A 20,155-nucleotide genomic window follows, 5' to 3' on the forward strand; every position below is an offset into this window, starting at 1 on the left:
TATTCAGATTTCTACCCGAAGGCAAAAGAGAAGAGGTAAAGAAAATATTCGAAAAGAGTGAGGGGGTGGAAAAAATGATTTCCAATTTAGAACGTAGTTTAAAAGAGGAATTTAAAAAAACTAGAAAAGAAGGAAAAATAGAAGGAAAAATAGAAGGAAAAATAGAAGGAATACGAATGGTGCTACTTGAACAATTGAAAGAAAAGTTTAAAGATATACCTTTTGAATATATAAATGGACTTGAAAAGTTAGATGACAAAGCATTACTTGCTTTAGCAAGAGATATTTTGAAAATTGAAAAATTAGATGACTTAAAGAAGTATATTAAATTAGTTTTATAGGCATGGTCTTTTATTTTTTGGCGTAATAATGGACTAATTGTACGAAATCATAATTTAGTATAATTGGGAGAGGATGATTTATGCATAATGGATGGGATTAAAAATAACAATGAAGAAGATTTTAATAAATTTTAAAGGAATTAAGAAAATATAAAATAAAATTTATTTCAGATATATTTTCTTAATACTAAAAATAATGAGAAAATTTTTTATATCGAGAAAAAGTATATTGTTATGAGTTATATCATTAATCAAGATGTATTCTAAATTATTCGATTTATAAATTACATGGTTAAGAATAGGGTTATTTAACTTAGTATTAGCTTTAATAGGGGTAGAGTCCATGGAAATAAACTCACCAGAGATAATGCCCATATTTTTGAGGATATTGACTTGATTTTGAAAGATAGTAGTTAAATAATCATGATAGAACTCATTAATAAAACGGCGGAAAGTCCAATAAGAAGGAAGAGGTTTAAAAATATTGAAGCCACAAAGATGAGCAATGATAAGATTATTGCGGAGATAATCTAAAAGGTCAGAAATTGTACCGAATCTTTCAGCTTGCATAACAATAAAAGCTCTAAACATTGCATGATGAGAATAACCCTTACGGCCAGGACTAGAGGAAGGGAATTCAGGTATTGAAGACAAGTCTAGATTTTTAAACATAGAAGAATAGAAATCAATTTTAGACAGAGAAGTAAAGAGTTCAGGTATATTTAAAAGTAATTGAAGCTGGTACATGTAGGATTTCCTCCTCCTTAAGAAATATTTTCATGCTGTATATATAATAATTCGACAAATGGGAGGGGAAATCCTACATAAAAGATAAAAAATTCAAGAGTGATAGGAAAAAAGTATATCTGTAGAATGGCTTAAATGAAGCCTTTCAAAACTATTTTTGTACAAGTCTATAGTTAAGAAGATAAAAGATTACAGATACGAAATAGATAATATTAATAAAATACCGAATTTATTTTTCGTATACCAGGCAAACCAGAAAATTTTCTTAATTATTATTGAAGTTAAATACCAGATGTTTTAGAAAAATAAGAGATAAAATAAAAGAAGATAAAATGGATAAAATTAAAGTAATTTGGCATATTGAGCTACATAAATTACCAGAAGAAATTATTTGATAAGCGTGTAATTATAATATTTTATGAAGAAGAGGAAAGGAGAAGGTTGATGGGAGACTCAGTTATTGATTCAATTAAAAGAGATATTGAAGAGATTTTGAAAGCGAAAAGGAAGCTTGGGTATAAAGGAGAGGAATTTTTTAACAGATTTCAATCAACGGATAATTTAACAGAAGGAATAAAATGGGAATTAAACCAGGCTGTATCACAATCCCAAGTAGATATAAATCAGATCCCTGTTACCTCACATAAACGTTTTATAGGCCCCTTAATAACATTATTTAAAAGGGCTATTAGAAAGAGTACTTTTTGGCTTTATGAACCTCTGTTTTTAAAGATAAGCAGTTTTAATTCCATTATAACAAGTATAGTGAATAAGAATGTTTTACAGGTCAGTACATTAAAAGAAGATATAGAGAAGAATTTCTCATCACTTGAAGAAACCATTTTGAAATTTGAGAGGAGATTAAATGAAATAGAAAAAGCCAATGTTAGAAAGGATAATCATGATTCTAAAATCAATGGCTTGCAAGAACAATTAAATGAGTGTATTTCAGAGATTAATTTAATCAAAAAAAATATACAAAATGATCTTGAATTGGATATAAAAGAAGATATTAATGAATTAAAAGAAAGTTTAAATACATATAAAATCGATATTTATAATGAAATTAATAATTTGAAAAAACAAATAGAAGATTATAGATCAGAATCTGCGTTATTACGAGCCAAACTTGCAGTAGCATTGCAATATGTTAATACTGGTAAATTACCTCAAAAATTTTCGGAATTTGATAGAACAGAAACAAGTACTTTTGCTAAAGAGTTTACAGATATTGAGTTATTTTATAATTTATTTGAACAACAATTTAGAGGGTCTGAAGAATTGATAAAACAACGACAGTCTATATATATACCAGATGTAAAAAAAGCTTATTCAGCTTGTGGGGGATTTGTGCTTGACTTTGGATGTGGAAGAGGAGAATTTTTGGAACTTTGTAAAGAAGCAGGAATTCCTGCAAAAGGGGTTGATATAAATGAGAGTATGGCAAAACGTTCTCTTGATAAAGGATTAGATGTTGAGATAACAGATGGTTTTAATTATTTATCTTCCTTGCCAGATGAAAGCATTTGTGCATTTACTGCTTTTCAGGTGGTAGAACATTTAACGCAACAACAGCTATGGCAACTTGTTCAAACTGCTCTTGTTAAGCTTAAACCGGGTGGAGTAATTATACTTGAAACTGTAAATGTAGAGAGTTTATTTTCGCTAAAGAATTTTTATTTAGATTTGACACATAAAAAACCTATACCACCCCAGACGCTACGTTTCCTCTTAGAAATTGTAGGATTTAAAAATGTAGATATTGTATTCTCCTCATTTGTCCCTGATGAAATGAAACTTAGTGGCAGTGATGAAAATGTTAATAAATTGAATTCACTATTATTTGGAGCACAAGATTATGCTGTAAAGGGGTGGCGGTAATGAAATCAATAGTTATAACTCTCCCAAGTTTGTCATCTGGAGATGCGATAGGAAATGATGTCATTAGTGAATATAATTTATTAAAAAGTAATGGGTTTGAAGTATTTATATTTGCAGAACATTACGAACCCCAGTTTGCTCAATATTTATGTGATTTTGATACTGCAAAAAATTCCGAAGTACTTATATATCACCATGGGATATTATGGGATAAAGGTGAAACATTACTTAAAGATCACCGTGGAAAATTCCGAATAATGCGATATCATAATATAACTCCTCCAGATTTTTTTAGGGCATATAATGACGAATTAACGGATTTAGTTGATAAAGGCAGAAAGCAAACATTGAGATTGATAAAATATTTTTCATATTTTATTCCAGCTTCATTTTATAATGCTCAAGAACTTTTGAATTATAAGGTTCCAAAAGAATTAATTGAAGTTATTGCACCATTTAATCATGTAGATGAATTATTGTCTATTCAAGCAGATATAGTTACATTAGATAAACTGATTGGACAACACAGGCCGATAGTTTTATTTGTAGGGAGAAAAGTACCTAACAAAGGTTTACTTCATTTTGTACGAACAGCGAAAAAGTATGTTGATTTATTTGGCAAAAAAGTATATTTTATATGGGTTGGTAGGGAGGATCTCCGCCTGGGGAAATATTATGATATGATAAATCGGTATATTAATGACAATTCAATATCTGATGTAGTTTTATTTCCAGGGAAAGTTAGTATAAGTGAACTCAAAAGTTACTATCTAAGTGCTAATGTTTTTTTAATTTTGAGTGAGCATGAAGGATTTTGTGTTCCAATTCTTGAAGCTCAATCTTTGGGAGTACCTATTATAGCGTTAAATAGAGCTGCCGTTGGTGAGACATTAGGGAAAAATCAACTTTTATTTGATGAAATTGATTATGAAAGATTTGCCGCTGCAATAGAGGTTTTGTTAAATAATAATGAGTACTGTATTGAGTTATCTAAATATGGCAAAGAGAATTATAATACACGGTTTAAAAATTCATTAATTAAAGAAAAATTCTTAAATACAATAACAGGAGTGTTAAGGATATGAAGCAAATTGCGTTAGTTGTCCAAAGATATGGGAAAGAGGTATTAGGAGGTGCAGAAACACTTGCAGCGGAATTTGCTAAGGTCTTAAAATCAGAGTATGATATTACTGTAGTAACAACAACTGCAAAAGATTATATTAGTTGGGAAAATTATTATGAAGAAGGAGAGAGTTTTGAAAATGATGTAAAAGTAGTTCGATTTGAGCCGGATTTTGAGAGAACGCAATATTTTCATGAATTAAATCGCATATTTTTAAATGGAATTAATACCGAAAATTTCTATAGATATTCTGATGCAGAAAAAATGTTATGGAGAAAAAATACTAATTCTATACCTATAAGCTTTCAAGAAGAACTTATCAAATGGCAAGGTCCATATTCAAGTAAGTTATATAATTATTTGACTCTAAATGAAGATAAATTTGATTTCATAATTTTTTTTACATATTTATACCCCACAACTTATTTTGGCGTTGATTGTATTAATGATAAAAAGAAAATTATAGTTTTTCCAACTTTGCATGATGAAGCACATGCTTATTTACCCATTTGGAAAAAATACAGAAATTGTAAATTATTTTTTTTAACACCAGAAGAAAAAAAATTGGCTCAAAGTCTTTGGGGTAATTTAAATGGTTATGTTGTTAAATATGGAATTGAAGATAAGGGATATAAATATTTAAATTTAAATAGTAATAATGAAGATTTGAAAGAAAAATATTTGATTTATGCTGGTAGAATAGATCCAGCCAAAGGAATTAATGATTTAATAGAAAATTTTGCAAAGTATAAGAAAGAATATCCGAATTCGAAAATTAAACTAAAACTTATTGGAAAATTGGCAATGGATTTAAAATCGGATAAAAAACATGGCATTGAAATAATAGGATTTGTAAGTGAAGAAGAAAAGTATAAATTAATGTCTGAGGCATTAGCTTTAGTATTACCAAGTCCATATGAATCATTATCAATAGTAGTTTTAGAATCATTTATGGTAGGAGTACCTGTTATTGTAAATGGTGCTTGTGATGTATTAACTGGACATGTAAATCGTTCAAAGGCAGGTTTTACCTATAGAAACTACAATGATTTCAAAAATGCAATAAATAAGTTATTGAATGATACTGATTTGAATATTAAAATGAAAGAGGAGGGCAGAAAATATTTTCTTGATAATTATGAATGGACAAAATATAAAGAAAATTTGCTAAAAATCTTAAATGAGTTCGAATAAACAAAAATGTAATAATTTGTTTTAAAACTAATTATAATTATAATCATTAAATTTAGTGGAGGTATAGCAAATGAAAAAAGCATTAATTACAGGAATAACAGGACAGGATGCATCATATTTATCTGAACTTCTACTTGAAAAGGGTTATAAGGTATATGGTTTAAGAAGAAGGGCAAGTAATTTAAACTATGGTTGTTCTGAGCACTTGAAAGATTATATTGAATTTGTATACGCTGATATGGAAGATTTGCCCTCGCTTATAAGAGCTATTGAAATTGCACAGCCAGATGAGGTTTATAATCTGGCAGCACAGTCTTTTGTTCAAACCTCATGGGAACAACCTATATTGACAGCCAAAGTTAATGCTTTAGGAGTTGCAAATATATTAGAAGCAATAAGAATTGTTAAACCTGATACGAGGTTTTATCAAGCTTCTACATCTGAAATGTTTGGTAAAGTTCAGGAAGTTCCTCAAACTGAAAAAACGCCTTTTTATCCAAGGAGCCCTTATGGAGTTGCAAAATTATACGGACACTGGATTACTATAAATTATAGAGAAAGTTACAATATGTTTACATGTTGCGGTATTTTATTTAATCATGAATCACCACGAAGAGGTTTGGAATTTGTGACAAGAAAAATTACGAATGCGGTTGCTCATATAAAATATGGATTACAAAAAGAATTAAGATTAGGTAATCTTGATGCAAAAAGAGATTGGGGATATGCAGGTGATTATGTGAAAGCTATGTGGCTTATGCTTCAACAGGATGAGCCAGATGATTATGTAATTGCTTCAGGAGAAACTCATACTGTCAGAGAATTTGTGCAATTGGCTTTTGAGTATGTAGGATTAAATTGGGAGGATTATGTTGTTATTGATCCTAAGTTTATAAGGCCAGCGGAAGTTGATTTATTACTTGGAAATCCTGAGAAAGCGAGAAGAAAACTTAACTGGAAACCAGAGGTGTCATTTAAAGAGTTAGTTTATATGATGGTCGAAGCGGATTTGAAAAGAGTACGGGATAATAAATTTTAATATTAATTTTTGATTTGAAGGTGATATAATATCATGAGAGCGTTAGTTATTGGAGCCAGTGGGTTTGTTGGAGAGTATTTGTGCAAATATTTAATCGATAAAGGTTATGAGGTGTATGCCACAACACATTCCAAAAATGGAGATACTAATACAACGTCGAATAATATAAAGTTTTATAAATTAGATATTATGAATTCATATGCTTGTGAAAGTGTTATAAAAGATGTTATGCCTCATTACATATTTCATCTTGCAGCAATAAGTTCAGTTGCACTTTCATGGAGAGACCCTGCAAAAATAATGGAGGTTAATATACTAGGGGCGGTGAACGTTTTAGAAGCAGTTAGAAAAATTTCAATGGATTCTAAAATACTCATTGTAGGTTCAAGTGAGGAATACGGGAAAATACACCCTGAAGACATTCCTGTTAAGGAAACACAAAAATTGGTACCTGAAAATCCTTATGGAATAAGTAAAGTAGCACAAGAAATGATAGCACAATTGTATTATAAAGCGTACAGTCTTAAAATATATTTAGTTAGAGCATTTAATCATATTGGTCCAGGACAACAATTGGGTTTTGTTGTCCCGGACTTTGCAAAACAAATTGCAGAAATAGAATTAGGTATGAAAGAGCCAGTGATATATGTGGGAAATCTCGAAGCGAAAAGAGATTTTACTGATGTAAGAGATGTAGTGAGAGCATATGAGATGATTGTTAATAAAGGCAGGTCCGGTGAAGTTTATAATGTAGGTTCAGGGAAATCAAGAGAAATAAAAGAAATTTTAAATAATTTGATAAGGTTTTGTTCTAAAGAAATTAAGGTGGTTCAGGATTTATCTAAAATGAGGCCTTCAGATGTTCCTATAGTAGAGGCATCAATAGATAAAATTAAGGCGGAAGTAGGCTGGAGTCCCCAAATACCTTTTGAACAAACTTTATATGATACTTATCAATATTGGATTAATAAACTAAAAAGGTAGGAATAAGATATGACAAACATACGGGAAATATACGATTATCGTGAAATGCTATTTAGTATGGTAAAAAGAGATTTAAGGACAAGGTATAAAGGTTCGTTTTTAGGTTTTCTTTGGACTTTTATTAATCCACTTTTACAATTGTTTGTTTATTATGTTCTGTTTTCTACCATAATGAGAATAAACATAGATAATTATGCAATGTTTTTGTTTGTAACATTATTGCCGTGGATATATTTTTCTACAACTATTCTTCAAAGTACAAATGTAATTATATCTAACAGTAATCTGATTAAAAAGATTTATTTTCCAAGAGCTATACTTCCATTATCTGTAGCCATAGCTGGTCTTGTTAATATGCTCTTTGGATTTGCTGTAGTTTTTTTAGCGCTTATAATATTTAAAATACAGGTTGGTATTTCAATAATCATGTTACCTTTAATAATACTTAACGAGTTCGTTTTTGTGTTAGGATTGAGTTTTTTGTTTTCTGCATTAAATGTTTACTTTAGGGATTTAGAGCATATTCTTGGAATTGTTACAATGGCTTGGTTTTATTTAACACCAATTATATATCCCATAAATATGGTTCCAGCAAAATATACAAAGTTATTCTTTATTAATCCAATGACATCAATAATTTTGCCTTTTAGAGATGTTTTGTTTTATGGTTTATGGCCCAATGTAAAAATAATTTTACTATCTTTACTCTCATCTATCTTTATTCTTATATTTGCATTTGCTGTTTTTGATAAACTTCAGAGAGGATTTGCAGAGGAGATATGAATTATGTATGCAATTGAAGTAAGGAATGTGTCAAAGTCATTTAAAATATATCATGATAAGCCCACTACATTAAAGGAGAAATTATTGTTTATTAGAAGTAGGAAGTATGAAATATTTAAGGCACTTGAAAGTATCTCTTTTAATATTGAGGAAGGTGAAACAGTAGGTTTAATAGGTGAAAATGGTTCAGGAAAAAGTACCCTTCTAAAGTTAATATCAAAGATTATTTATCCCGACAAAGGTGAAATAGTAACGCGGGGAAAGGTGTCGAGTTTACTTGAACTGGGTGCAGGATTTCATCCAGATTTTACTGGTAGAGAAAATATATACATCAATGCCTCAATATTTGGATTTTCAAAAAAGGAAATTGAAAATAGGATTAATGATATAATTGAATTTTCTGAGTTAGAGGAATTTATAGATAATCCCGTAAGGACATATTCTTCTGGTATGTATATGAGGCTTGCATTTTCTATAGCAATAAATATAGATCCCGATATACTACTTATAGATGAAATATTGGCCGTAGGAGATGAAAATTTTCAAAAGAAATGTTTTAATAAGATTAGGGAATTTAAAAATAAAGGAACAACTATAGTGATTGTTTCACATGATTTAGGGTCAATACAAAAAATCTGTGATAGGGTAATATGGATCGATAATGGGAACATAAAAGCCATAGGTGAACCTAAGCGTACAGTAGATATGTATCTTGAAAGTATAGCTAAAATAAGCGGAAAAATTATTGAAAAGGAAAATATTGAAATTGCGGCTAAATTAGCTGAAAATGAGAAAATACATATTGATTGTAGTGACGAAAAGGAAACTGAGGTATATATAAGTGAAAATAGTGATAAAAGTAAAAAGGAAAATGAAAACAGATGGGGTAATAGACTTATAGAAATTGTTGATGTTAAGCTATATGATACTAAGAATAAAGAAACATATGTTTTTAAAAGTGGTGATGAATGTACTATAAAGATATGGTATAAATGTAATGCTGAAAATCCTAATGAAATTGACGATGTGTGTTTTGGTATAGGAATTTTTAATTCTGATAATATCTCTTGTTATGGAACAAATACTTATATTGATAAAGTAAGTAAATTTAAAATTAATGATAAGGGATATGTTATTTGTAAAATAAATAAATTAAATTTAATAGAAGGTAGATATTCTCTTGATGTTGCATGTCATATGGAAAATGGTACCCCATATGATTATCAAAAATCAAGGTTATTTTTTGAAGTATTTTCAGAGATAAAAGATGTAGGAATTGCAAAATTAGAACATTATTGGGAAATTAATTAGGGGTGTATTATGGATATTTCAATAGATATTTTACCAATATTAGATTCACATAAGACTGGAGTTGGATGGTATACCTACAATATAATTAAATATATGGCATTGAATAATGAGATAAAAAAGTATAATTTTGAATTTTTGGGATTTGATTTTTTGGGAAGAAGAAATAACACAGAAGTAAAAGAGATGTTAGAAAAGATTTACCCAAATAGTAAGTATAAACTAATTAAATTAATACCATATGGGGTATATAGAAGAATATGGGATTATTTACCGTTTACGTATAATTATATGTTTAATTCCAAAAGTAATTTATATTGTTTTTTTAACTTTGTTATTCCGCATAAAATTGATGGGTATGTAATAAATACTGTTTATGATATGGTTTATAAAGTTCATCCTAATACGATGACAAAAGCTAATTACAAAAGGTTGGAAAAAGAATTAGCTCGTTCATGTGAAAGAGCAGATATAATTGTAACTATTTCTAACAATACTAGAAAAGAAATTATTGAGTATTTGAAGGTACCTGCGAATAAGATTAGAATTGTTCCCTGTGGAGTTGATACAAACTTTTATAAACCTATTGACGGTAAGAAAATATTAAGTAAATATAAAATAGAGAAACCTTACTTTTTATACATTGGGACACTTGAACCCAGAAAAAACATTAGAAGCATAGTAAGAGCATTTAATAATATTTTAAAAAAAGCCAATCATGATGTGATATTAGTTATCGGCGGGAAAAAAGGATGGATGTATGATGAAATATTTAAAACAGTAAAAGAATTAAGACTTGAAAATGACGTTTTGTTTTTAGGGTATGTACCTATTGAAGATATGCCTGCCTTATATAGTAATGCAATAAGTTTTGTTTTCCCATCACTATATGAGGGGTTTGGCATTCCTCCCCTTGAGGCAATGTCTTGTGGTTGTCCGGTTATCGTCTCAAATACATCTTCATTTCCTGAAGTTGTTGGTAATGCTGGGATATTGGTGAATCCGCTTAATATAGAAGAAATAAGTGATGCTATGTACCGTATATATTGCGATAATAATTTGAGAGAAGATTTAAAGCAAAAGTCCATTAATAGAGCAAAAGAATTTACATGGGAATCAGCAGCCAAAAAAATGATCAATATATATAAAGAATTTGAATAATTTTGGAGGGAATATGAATATTGGTATTGATGCGTTAACGATAGATGAGAAACCTACAGGTATAGGATGGTATGGAATTAATTTTATAAATTCAATTGACAAAGTTTTAAATCAAAGTTTAAATGTGACTGTGTATATTCAAGAGAAATCAAAAAATTTTTTTAAAGGAGTTAATAATGTTAACATAAAAATAATCGGTAATTTCAAGTCAAATAAACAACGTATTTATTACCAACAAATAAAAATGTCGTCTGTTTTAAAAAGAGATAAAATAGACTTTGTACACTATATAGATTATTTAGTACCAGTATTGCATAATGAAATTCCATATATTATAACCATACATGATTTATCTTTTTATGAGAAAAATTTTTTAATATTAGTAAGGCGTTATTTAAAAGAATTATTACAAAAAGTGCTATTAAAAGTGCAACCGCGATAATTTGCGATTCTAATTGGACAAGAAAATCTATCCAAAAGATGTTTAATATTACTGATAAGGTATACACTATTTATCTTGGCTATAATGATATGTATAAAAAATTAGATGCGCAAGATCAACATATAATAGGTAAAATAAAAAACAAATATGGAATAAAAAATAGATATATACTTTTTGTAGGAACTGTCGAACCGCGTAAAAATTTAGATAATTTAATTAAAGCCTTCCATAAAATTAGCAATTTAGTAGTACATCAATTAGTTATTGTAGGGAAAAAAGGTTGGAGGTATGATAATATACATCGACTCGTTAGAGAGTTAAACATTGAAGATAGAGTTATATTTACAGACTATATTAGTAATTTAGAAATACTGTATCTATATAATAACGCAGATGTATTTGTTTATCCTTCAATATATGAAGGTTTTGGAATACCACCGCTTGAAGCAATGGCTTGTGGTTGTCCTGTAGTAGTATCAAATGTTACTTCGCTTCCCGAAGTTGTGGGTGATGCTGCTATGTTAGTGAATCCTTTTGATGTAGATGATATCGCCAATAAGATTTACAGAGTTGTGAGTGATAGAAACTTAAATAATTTGTTAAGAGAAAAATCTATAAAACAGGCGAGTAAATTTTCTTGGGAAAAGTGCGCTACGGAGACTTTGGATTTATATTTAAAAGTTGGAGGCTTGAAAAATGGATCTAAGTAAAAAAATATTTATTTTTGTTGTATCGCCTATTTTGGCTGCATTAATCTTAATATACAATGCTCATATTGCAAGTAGCTATTATACGGATTTATCAAAACAAGTTCCTGTTGAATATAAAGCAAAAATGATAACTCAAACAGATAAAATTATCGCTAATGCGGGGCAAATGATAGTTGTTAAAATACGACTTGTTAATGAGGGTTCACTTGTATGGAATAGCAGTGGTACTAACCCAGTTAATTTATCATATCATTTATTTGATGAAAGTGGTAAATTACTTAAATTTGATAATGAACGTTTCCCAATTCCAGGAGAAATACCCTATAAATATTTCGTGGATATTTCTCCACAATTAAAAGTTCCTAATAAAAAAGGTAGTTATATTTTGGAATTTGACCTGGTAAGAGAGGGTATAACTTGGTTTTCTGAAAAAGGTTCACCAACATTAAAAGTAATTTTAGAAGTAAAGTAGGTGAAAAATTTGAAATTGGCAATTGTGCATGATTGGCTTACTAATATTGGAGGAGCAGAAAAAGTAGTTTTGGCTTTACATCGTTTATATAAAGAAGCTCCGATTTATACTATGTCTTATAATCCCTCAAAAATGCCTAAAGAATTTGAAAATATAAATATAAAAACATCTTTTATTCAACATTTGCCATTAGGAAACAAAAAGCATCAGTTATTTTTGCCGCTGATGCCTTATGTTTTTGAACAATTTGATTTTTCTGAATATGATGTTGTAATAACTTCTTCTTCATGTTGTGCTAAAGGTGTAATAACACCGGTTAAAACTCTAAATATATGTTATTGCCATACTCCTCCAAGATATTTATGGGATATGTATCATGAATATATAGAAAATTTTAATCCAATCATTAAATGGTACGTGATTGCAAATCTGCATAAGTTGAGGATGTGGGATAAATTAAGTGCAGATAGAGTTGATTATTTTATAGCTAATTCTAACTTTGTTGCTAAAAGGATAAAAAAATATTATATGAGAGATAGCAAAGTTATTTTTCCTCCTGTAGATACACATTTTTTTACAATGGAAAACGAAAAAAATATTGACAATTATTATTTGGTTATTTCGAGACTGGTTCCTTATAAGAGAATTGATTTGGCAGTGAAAGCTTTTAATCAATTAGGACTTAAATTAAAAATTGCTGGAGTTGGTCCTGAATTAAAAGAGTTAAAAAAAATTGCAAAATCTAATATAGAGTTTTTAGGCTATGTAAGTGATGAAGAAGCAAGAGAATTATTAAGACGTTGCAAAGCTTTTATTTTTCCGGGTCTTGAAGATTTTGGAATTACTCCTGTTGAGGCGCAAGCATGTGGAAGACCTGTTATTGCATATGGCGAAGGAGGAATTCTTGATTCTGTTATTGATGGAAAGACAGGTGTATTATTCAAAGAACAAAGTATAGAAAATCTTATCAATGCTGTTAAAGTTTTTGAAAAAAATATCGATAAATTTGATAGCAAAGCTATAAGAAAGCATGCAGAAAAGTTTAGCATTGAGAGATTTACGAGAGAAATAAAAGATTTTATTGATGAATGTTATAGGAAAAAATTTTATAGTGAAGGATAAAGGTAATTCTTATTATAAACAACTAGATAATGGGATGGTGGTAAGCAAATGATAACAGGTGTTATTATGGCGGGTGGCAAAGGCGAAAGATTTTGGCCTAAAAGCAGGATAAAAATGCCGAAGCAGTTTTTGAATTTGTATGGAGATAAAACAATGATTCAACAAACAGTGGATAGACTGAAGAGAATCATGCCTATAGAGAATATTTTTGTTGTGACTAATATAGATTATGCAGGAATAATTAGTGATCAAATACCTGATTTACCAACAGAAAATATTTTAATAGAGCCTATGGCTAAAAATACTGCTGCATGTATTGGCCTGGCAGCACTTCATACAGAAAGGCTTGATAAAGATTCTATAATGGTTGTTGTTCCTTCTGATCACGTTATAAAAGATGAAGAAACATATATTGAAGTATTAAAAACAGCAATAGAAAAAGCAAAATCAGGAGATAATCTTGTGACAATAGGTATAAAGCCCACACATCCTGAAACAGGATATGGTTACATAAACTTCAAAAAGATAACAAAAGAAATAATAAATAAAAATCCCATACATAAAGTAGAAAAATTTGTAGAAAAGCCTAATTACGATACAGCAGTAAGATATGTAGAAAGTGGAGATTATCTTTGGAATAGTGGGATGTTTATATGGAAGACATCATCAATATTAAATGCTATACGCGAATACATGCCTAATTTACACAAAGCGTTGGAAAATATAAGTAAAAACTTTAATGCAGATGATATAGAAGAAGTATTATACAATGAATACTCAAAACTTGAAAGTATATCAATAGATTACGGCATAATGGAAAAAGCAAAAAATGTATATGTAGTCCCAGGAGATTTTGGTTGGGACGACGTGGGGAGCTGGACTTCTATTGAAAGGCTTTATGAAAAAGATGATAATGGCAATGTCATAAAAGGCAATGTAGTAAGTGTAGATACAAAGAAATGCATAATAACTGGTAACGAAAGGCTTATTGCGACATTAGGGATAGAAGATGTAATTATAGTTGACACTGAAGATGCACTTCTAATTTGTTCAAAGGACAAAGCACAGGATGTAAAAGAGGTGTTAAAAGAACTTAAAAAGAAAAATGCAGAATATTTGTAATGTCGCAAAAATTTTACCTGATTTGCTAAAAATATAAGAAATTATATTTTAAAATTGAGATTTAATTACGAAATGAGGAACTGGGAAGAAGGACTAAAAACATATCTTGAACTTTTGATTTAAAGTGAAGGTGTATAATGTATGGAATATAAGATTTTAAATTTAGTAATAGATGCATTTGCGCTATTACTTTCTTTTGTTTTTTCCCTGTTTTTGCGTTTTAATTTTATTTTTACACATATTGATATCGAATGGTATATCTATTCCTTTTTAATTATTATGGTTATAGATTTATTAGTTCTGTATTTTAAGGGTATATATGAAAAAAATTTCAGTAGTGTACTTGAGCAGGTAAGTATTATATTTGAAGGATTAATATACTCTACTTCGTTGTATATTATAATATCTTATTCAATAAAAAATACTATTTTTTCAAGGTTGACACTGGGCTATTTTATCATATTATCATTTATATTTCAGGTCATTGGAAAGTATATAGTTTTATATCTTAGAAAAATAGATCATAGCAGAGGAAAAGGATTGATAAATACAATAGTAATTGGTGAAATTCAACCTTTTAGTGAGCACTTATTAAAGGATATAAACAGTAAACATGAGTTTGGATTAAATATAATTGGTGTCATAGATGGAAAAGCTACTGACAATAAAGATTTTGATTATATAGGTGATATTAGAGATTTAGAAAAGATACTGAGTGAAAAAGATATAAAAGCAGTTATTATCACTTCAAAGGTAGATAATGTTGAAAGAATTATAGACTATTGCCTTTCAAGATATATAAGTATCTATACTTTTGGAAATGCGATTAATTTAATGGATTATCCTGTAGAAATTTTATTTATAAAAGATATTCCAGTATTAAAGATTAAAGATGTTTTAATTAGTGGTCCAACTGCCAGATTAAAGAGATTGATGGATTTTACTCTTTCGCTTTTACTGATCATAATTTTGTCTCCATTATTAATTTTAATTTCGATTTTGATAAAAGTAACTTCTCCTGGACCTATTTTATTTAAACATAAAAGATTAGGGCTGAACGGTAAATTAATAGATGTTTATAAGTTCCGAACAATGGTAGTAAATGCTCAGGAAGTGTTAGAAAGGATTCTAGCTGAAAATCCGGAGTTAAGAGAAGAATATGAAAAAACGTTTAAACTAAAGAATGACCCAAGGTTGACAAAGATAGGAAAATTTCTTAGAAAAACAAGTCTAGATGAATTGCCACAACTTTTTAATGTAATAAAAGGTGACATGAGTTTAGTTGGGCCAAGGCCTATTGTGTTAGAAGAAATAAACATGTATAAAGAACATGGGAAATATTTGTTGAGAGTTTTGCCTGGAGTAACAGGTTTATGGCAGGTTAGTGGTAGGAATGATGTTGATTATGAAGAAAGGATTAAAATGGACATGCATTATATAATGAATTGGAACTTATGGCTTGACATAAATATTCTTTTTAAAACTATCCCTGCAGTTCTTAAAAGAAATGGTGCGTATTGATAAATTTGATAAATAGAAAAATAAGAATCCACAAGATGGTACTGTAGAACAGACCATTTAAAAGACCTTTGTAAAATTTTTTATTAAGCATATTTTCACATTCCTTTTTTATTTATCTTTTGCATTTTTATTAGATTTTATACGCAGTTTCTAAAAAATTAATTGAAAAGTATGAGGCAAATAATTAGGTATTAGAAGGAAATGTCATAAGTGTAGATACAAAGAAATGCATAATAACTGGTAACGAAAGGCTTATTGCGACATTGGGTATAGAAGATGTAATAATTGTTGATACCGAGGATGCTATTTTAATTTGTTCAAAGGATAAAGCGCAGAATGTGAAAGAAATAGACCTATTATTTTTGGGAATGAAAACCAAACAAGGGATTTTGTTTATGTGGAAGATGTGGCTAAAACCAATCTTCTGGCATTGGAAAAGGGAGATAATGAGGCTGTAAATATAAGCACGAATAAACCTACCAGTATAAATGAGCTTGTTGAGATAATGAATAAAATCATAAATACCTCTTTAAAGCCTATTTATACAGAGCCTCGAAAAGGAGATATAGTGCATAGTTATCTTGATAATAAAAAAGCATTGGATGTGCTTGGGTGGAGACTTGAGTATAATTTGGAAGATGGTTTAAGAGAGACAATTGAGTATTACAGAAGGAAATATGTAGGGTTGAAATTGCTTTAATATATTTACAGTTGATTATAATAACAAAGAAAGGATGGAAATATGAAGACAATACTAGTTACAGGTGGGGCAGGATTTATAGGAAGTAATTTTATCAAGTATATGCTTTCAAAGTATAAAGACTACAAAATTATAAACCTTGATAAACTTACATATGCAGGAAATCTAGAGAATTTGAAAGATGTAGAAGATAATCCTAACTATACTTTTATCAAGGGAGACATATGTGATAAAGAACTTGTAGAAGAGATATTTTCACAGGATATTGATTATGTAGTCAATTTTGCAGCAGAGTCTCATGTAGACAGAAGTATTATGGATCCTGAAATATTTGTAAAAACTAATGTCCTTGGAACAGTAACTTTACTTAATGCAGCAAAAAAAGCATGGGAGCAAGGAGATGGGTTTAAAGAGGGGAAAAAATTTCTCCAAATTTCAACAGATGAAGTTTATGGTTCTCTTGGTGAGACAGGCTATTTTACAGAAATTACACCACTTGACCCTCACAGTCCATATTCATCAAGTAAAGCAGCGGCTGATTTAATAGTTAAAACTTACTATGATACATATAAAATGCCTGTAAATATAACAAGATGTTCAAACAATTATGGACCATATCAATTTCCTGAAAAATTGATACCGTTAATGATAAATAATTGTTTAAATAAAAAACCTCTTCCTGTTTATGGAGATGGGCTTAATGTAAGAGACTGGCTTTATGTGGAAGACCATTATAAAGCAATAGATTTGGTTCTTCATAAAGGAAGAGTAGGAGAAGTGTACAATATTGGTGGCAATAATGAAAAGACAAATATAGAGATAGTGAAATTAATTATTTCATATATTCACGACAATGTTGATCCAACTGTGGATGAAAGCTTGATTACATATGTAGCGGATAGAAAGGGACATGATAGAAGATATGCTATTGATGCGACAAAAATTAAGGAAGAGTTGGGATGGTATCCTGAAACTAAATTTGAGGACGGCATTAAAAAAACGATAGAATGGTATCTTCAAAACAGAGAATGGCTTAAAAATGTTACGTCTGGAGAGTATCAGAAATATTACGAAAAAATGTATTCCAATAGATAGGGGGAAATGCAAATGAAAGGTATAATTTTAGCAGGTGGGTCAGGTACAAGGCTTTATCCTATAACAAAAGCCATATCAAAGCAAATTTTGCCTATCTATGATAAGCCAATGATATATTATCCTTTGTCTGCTCTTATGCTTGCAGGAATTAAAAAAATACTGATTATATCTACTCCTAGGGACATACACACCTTTAAAGAGCTTCTGGGAGATGGAAGCCAGTTAGGGTTACACTTTGAATATGCTGTACAGGAGGCACCTCGTGGTATAGCTGAAGCCTTTATCATTGGAGAAGATTTTATTGGCAAAGACAACGTTGCTCTTATATTGGGCGATAACATTTTTTATGGCTATGGATTTACTGAAAGACTTGAAAGAGCAGCAAGCAGAAAAGAAGGAGCTACTATATTTGGCTATTATGTGAGTAACCCGAGTGATTATGGTGTTGTAGAATTTGATGAAAACTTTAATGTTATATCAATTGAAGAAAAACCAAAACATCCCAAGTCCAATTATGCTGTACCTGGACTTTATTTTTACGATAATGAAGTGATTGAAATAGCCAAAAGTATTGAGCCCTCCGCAAGAGGAGAACTTGAGATTACCTCAGTTAATAATGAGTATCTAAAGAGAGGAAAACTCAAAGTTGAATTATTGGGTAGAGGGATGGCATGGTTTGACACAGGTACCCCAAGTGGGCTTTTAAATGCTGCTAATTTTGTTGAAGCAGTTCAAACGAGACAGGGACTGTATATTGCTTGCATTGAAGAGATTGCTTATAGGAAGGGTTTTATAGATAAGGAACAGCTATTGAGACTTGCTGAACCTTTAAAAAAAGTTGAATATGGAAAATATCTTTTAAAATTAATAAATGAAGAGGGAAATGATGCAATTAAAGAAGTAGCAGCTACAAGTGAGATCTTTTATTAAAAGGAGTTGATTTGGCAGAATGAGGTTACTTATTACGGGAGCTAGAGGGCAATTAGCTTTGCAACTTCGCTCAATTATAGAAAGAGGTAGAAGTGAGATTGGAGAAATAGACCCCATATATAAAGAGGCTGTAATAAAGTATACATCTCATGATGAGCTTGATATTACTAATTTAAAAAGTGTTTTAAGATTTGTGGAGGAGTATAGACCAGATATTATAATAAATTGCGCAGCTTATACTAATGTAGATAAATGTGAGAGCGATATTGATACTGCCTTCAAGGTAAATGCTATAGGACCAAGGAATCTAGCAATAGCGGCTCAGAGAATTAGAGCAAAATTATTACATGTGTCCACAGATTATGTTTTTAATGGAATAGGAGATATCCATTTTAGAGAATATGATATTCCACAACCAATAAATGTATATGGGAAAACAAAACTTCTTGGGGAACAGTACGTAAGAGAGTTTTGCGATAGGTACTTCATAGTAAGGACAGCATGGCTCTATGGGAAATACGGAAAAAACTTTGTGTACACTATCCTAAAAGCAGCAAAGGAGAAGGGTTATTTAGAAGTTGTAAATGATCAAAAGGGCAATCCGACAAATACGGAAGATTTAGCCCATCACATTTTGAAACTGGTACTTACTGAAGAATATGGGATATACCATTGTACAGGAAAAGGCGAATGCAGTTGGTATGATTTTGCCTGTAAAATTGTAGAATACGCAGGAATAAATTGCACTGTAGTTCCTATTACTTCTGATAAGATAAATAGGCCTGCCAAAAGACCTTTTTACTCCTCTCTGGATAATATGATGTTAAGATGTACTATTGGAGATGAAATGAGAAATTGGGAGGATGCGTTAAAAGCTTTTATTGAAGATTTGAAGAATACGGAGCAGGAGGATTTGTATGGGAAAGTTTAAGTTTATAGAAACGGAAATAGAAGGACTGTACATAATAGAGACGGGAGTTTTTGAAGATAATAGAGGATATTTTATGGAATCTTACAATTACAGAGATTTCAAAGCAGCAGGGATTGATGCAGTGTTTGTCCAGGATAATCAGTCAAAGTCCAAAAAGGGAGTTTTAAGGGGATTGCATTTTCAGAAGAAACATCCGCAGGGCAAACTGGTGAGAGTTTTAAAGGGAGAAGTTTTTGATGTAGCAGTTGATTTAAGAAAAAACTCCAAAACTTATGGAAAGTGGGTAGGGGTTATTTTGTCTGACAAAAACAAAAGGCAGTTTTATATTCCAGAGGGGTTTGCACATGGTTTTTTAGTTTTGTCTGATGAAGCAGAGTTTTTTTATAAATGTACCGATTTTTATTATCCTAATGATGAAGGTGGGATAATATGGAATGACCCTGATATAAATATACAGTGGCCATTGGAGGGTATTGAAGAAGTAATTTTATCTGAAAAGGATAAAAAATGGCCGAGATTAAGAGATTTGGAGGAATGGACATAAAAGTG

19 protein-coding genes and 3 pseudogenes are annotated in these 20,155 nt (G+C 30.1%); 21 read left to right on the forward strand and 1 reads right to left on the reverse strand.

Features of this window, described 5'->3' with window-relative positions:
* A partial coding sequence (locus tag THYS13_RS00005) for a DUF4351 domain-containing protein (protein WP_042832579.1) occupies positions 1-341 on the forward strand: 341 nt, incomplete at its 5' end.
* Between the two features lie 300 nt (positions 342-641).
* Here THYS13_RS00005 and THYS13_RS00010 read toward each other — a convergent pair.
* Positions 642-1,088 (reverse strand): annotated as a pseudogene (locus THYS13_RS00010) (transposase); the annotation flags it as partial.
* A 444-nt stretch (positions 1,089-1,532) separates the two neighbouring features.
* Here THYS13_RS00010 and THYS13_RS13715 point away from each other — a divergent pair.
* The 20 genes and pseudogenes from THYS13_RS13715 (at position 1,533) to rfbC (ending at position 20,150) form a co-directional block, all read left to right on the forward strand.
* Positions 1,533-2,969 (forward strand): methyltransferase domain-containing protein, encoded by a 1,437-nt coding sequence (locus THYS13_RS13715; protein ID WP_052210430.1) that lies wholly within the window; start codon positions 1,533-1,535, stop codon positions 2,967-2,969.
* Positions 2,969-4,054, forward strand: coding sequence for a glycosyltransferase family 4 protein (locus tag THYS13_RS00020; protein ID WP_042832580.1), 1,086 nt, complete (start codon positions 2,969-2,971; stop codon positions 4,052-4,054). Before THYS13_RS13715 ends, THYS13_RS00020 begins: the two co-directional genes overlap by 1 nt.
* Entirely contained in the window at positions 4,051-5,286 is a 1,236-nt protein-coding gene (locus THYS13_RS00025) for a glycosyltransferase family 4 protein (RefSeq protein ID WP_042832581.1), read from the forward strand. The genes THYS13_RS00020 and THYS13_RS00025 overlap by 4 nt, the downstream gene beginning before the upstream one ends.
* A 70-nt stretch (positions 5,287-5,356) precedes the next feature.
* Positions 5,357-6,325 (forward strand): GDP-mannose 4,6-dehydratase, encoded by a 969-nt coding sequence (gene gmd, locus THYS13_RS00030; protein ID WP_042832582.1) that lies wholly within the window; start codon positions 5,357-5,359, stop codon positions 6,323-6,325.
* Between the two features lie 33 nt (positions 6,326-6,358).
* Positions 6,359-7,309: a GDP-mannose 4,6-dehydratase gene (locus THYS13_RS00035; RefSeq protein ID WP_042832583.1), complete on the forward strand. Its 951-nt coding sequence runs from the start codon at positions 6,359-6,361 to the stop codon at positions 7,307-7,309.
* A 9-nt stretch (positions 7,310-7,318) separates the two neighbouring features.
* On the forward strand, positions 7,319-8,092 hold the full coding sequence (locus tag THYS13_RS00040) for an ABC transporter permease (protein ID WP_042832585.1): 774 nt from the start codon (positions 7,319-7,321) through the stop codon (positions 8,090-8,092).
* A gap of 3 nt (positions 8,093-8,095) precedes the next feature.
* Positions 8,096-9,403, forward strand: a complete 1,308-nt coding sequence (locus THYS13_RS00045) for an ABC transporter ATP-binding protein (RefSeq protein WP_042832586.1) — start codon at positions 8,096-8,098, stop codon at positions 9,401-9,403.
* Between the two features lie 9 nt (positions 9,404-9,412).
* On the forward strand, positions 9,413-10,561 hold the full coding sequence (locus THYS13_RS00050) for a glycosyltransferase family 1 protein (protein WP_042832587.1): 1,149 nt from the start codon (positions 9,413-9,415) through the stop codon (positions 10,559-10,561).
* Positions 10,562-10,574: 13 nt separating this feature from the next.
* Complete coding sequence (locus tag THYS13_RS00055; protein ID WP_052210431.1) at positions 10,575-11,003, forward strand: hypothetical protein; 429 nt, start codon at positions 10,575-10,577, stop codon at positions 11,001-11,003.
* 89 nt (positions 11,004-11,092) lie between these two features.
* Complete coding sequence (locus tag THYS13_RS00060) at positions 11,093-11,713, forward strand: glycosyltransferase family 1 protein (protein ID WP_161485920.1); 621 nt, start codon at positions 11,093-11,095, stop codon at positions 11,711-11,713.
* Entirely contained in the window at positions 11,700-12,185 is a 486-nt protein-coding gene (locus THYS13_RS00065; protein ID WP_042832588.1) for a hypothetical protein, read from the forward strand. Before THYS13_RS00060 ends, THYS13_RS00065 begins: the two co-directional genes overlap by 14 nt.
* Positions 12,186-12,194: 9 nt before the next feature.
* On the forward strand, positions 12,195-13,307 hold the full coding sequence (locus THYS13_RS00070) for a glycosyltransferase (RefSeq protein WP_042833891.1): 1,113 nt from the start codon (positions 12,195-12,197) through the stop codon (positions 13,305-13,307).
* 48 nt (positions 13,308-13,355) lie between these two features.
* Complete coding sequence (locus tag THYS13_RS00075) at positions 13,356-14,429, forward strand: mannose-1-phosphate guanylyltransferase (protein WP_042832589.1); 1,074 nt, start codon at positions 13,356-13,358, stop codon at positions 14,427-14,429.
* A gap of 141 nt (positions 14,430-14,570) precedes the next feature.
* Positions 14,571-15,950, forward strand: coding sequence for a sugar transferase (locus THYS13_RS00080; RefSeq protein ID WP_042832590.1), 1,380 nt, complete (start codon positions 14,571-14,573; stop codon positions 15,948-15,950).
* Between the two features lie 188 nt (positions 15,951-16,138).
* Positions 16,139-16,300: pseudogene (locus tag THYS13_RS14860) on the forward strand (mannose-1-phosphate guanylyltransferase); the annotation flags it as partial.
* Positions 16,300-16,650: pseudogene (locus THYS13_RS00085) on the forward strand (GDP-mannose 4,6-dehydratase); the annotation flags it as partial. The pseudogenes THYS13_RS14860 and THYS13_RS00085, both read left to right, overlap by 1 nt.
* A 42-nt stretch (positions 16,651-16,692) precedes the next feature.
* A complete protein-coding gene (gene rfbB, locus THYS13_RS00090) occupies positions 16,693-17,745 on the forward strand; it encodes a dTDP-glucose 4,6-dehydratase (protein WP_042832591.1) in 1,053 nt (350 codons plus the stop codon).
* Between the two features lie 12 nt (positions 17,746-17,757).
* Positions 17,758-18,675, forward strand: coding sequence for a glucose-1-phosphate thymidylyltransferase RfbA (rfbA, locus tag THYS13_RS00095; RefSeq protein ID WP_042832592.1), 918 nt, complete (start codon positions 17,758-17,760; stop codon positions 18,673-18,675).
* 19 nt (positions 18,676-18,694) lie between these two features.
* Complete coding sequence (gene rfbD, locus THYS13_RS00100; protein ID WP_042832593.1) at positions 18,695-19,606, forward strand: dTDP-4-dehydrorhamnose reductase; 912 nt, start codon at positions 18,695-18,697, stop codon at positions 19,604-19,606.
* Positions 19,593-20,150, forward strand: a complete 558-nt coding sequence (gene rfbC, locus THYS13_RS00105) for a dTDP-4-dehydrorhamnose 3,5-epimerase (protein WP_042832594.1) — start codon at positions 19,593-19,595, stop codon at positions 20,148-20,150. Before rfbD ends, rfbC begins: the two co-directional genes overlap by 14 nt.
* The last annotated feature ends 5 nt before the right edge of the window (positions 20,151-20,155 follow it).

The sequence above is a fragment of the Thermoanaerobacter sp. YS13 genome (genome assembly GCF_000806225.2).
GTDB classification, from domain to species: domain Bacteria; phylum Bacillota; class Thermoanaerobacteria; order Thermoanaerobacterales; family Thermoanaerobacteraceae; genus Thermoanaerobacter; species Thermoanaerobacter uzonensis.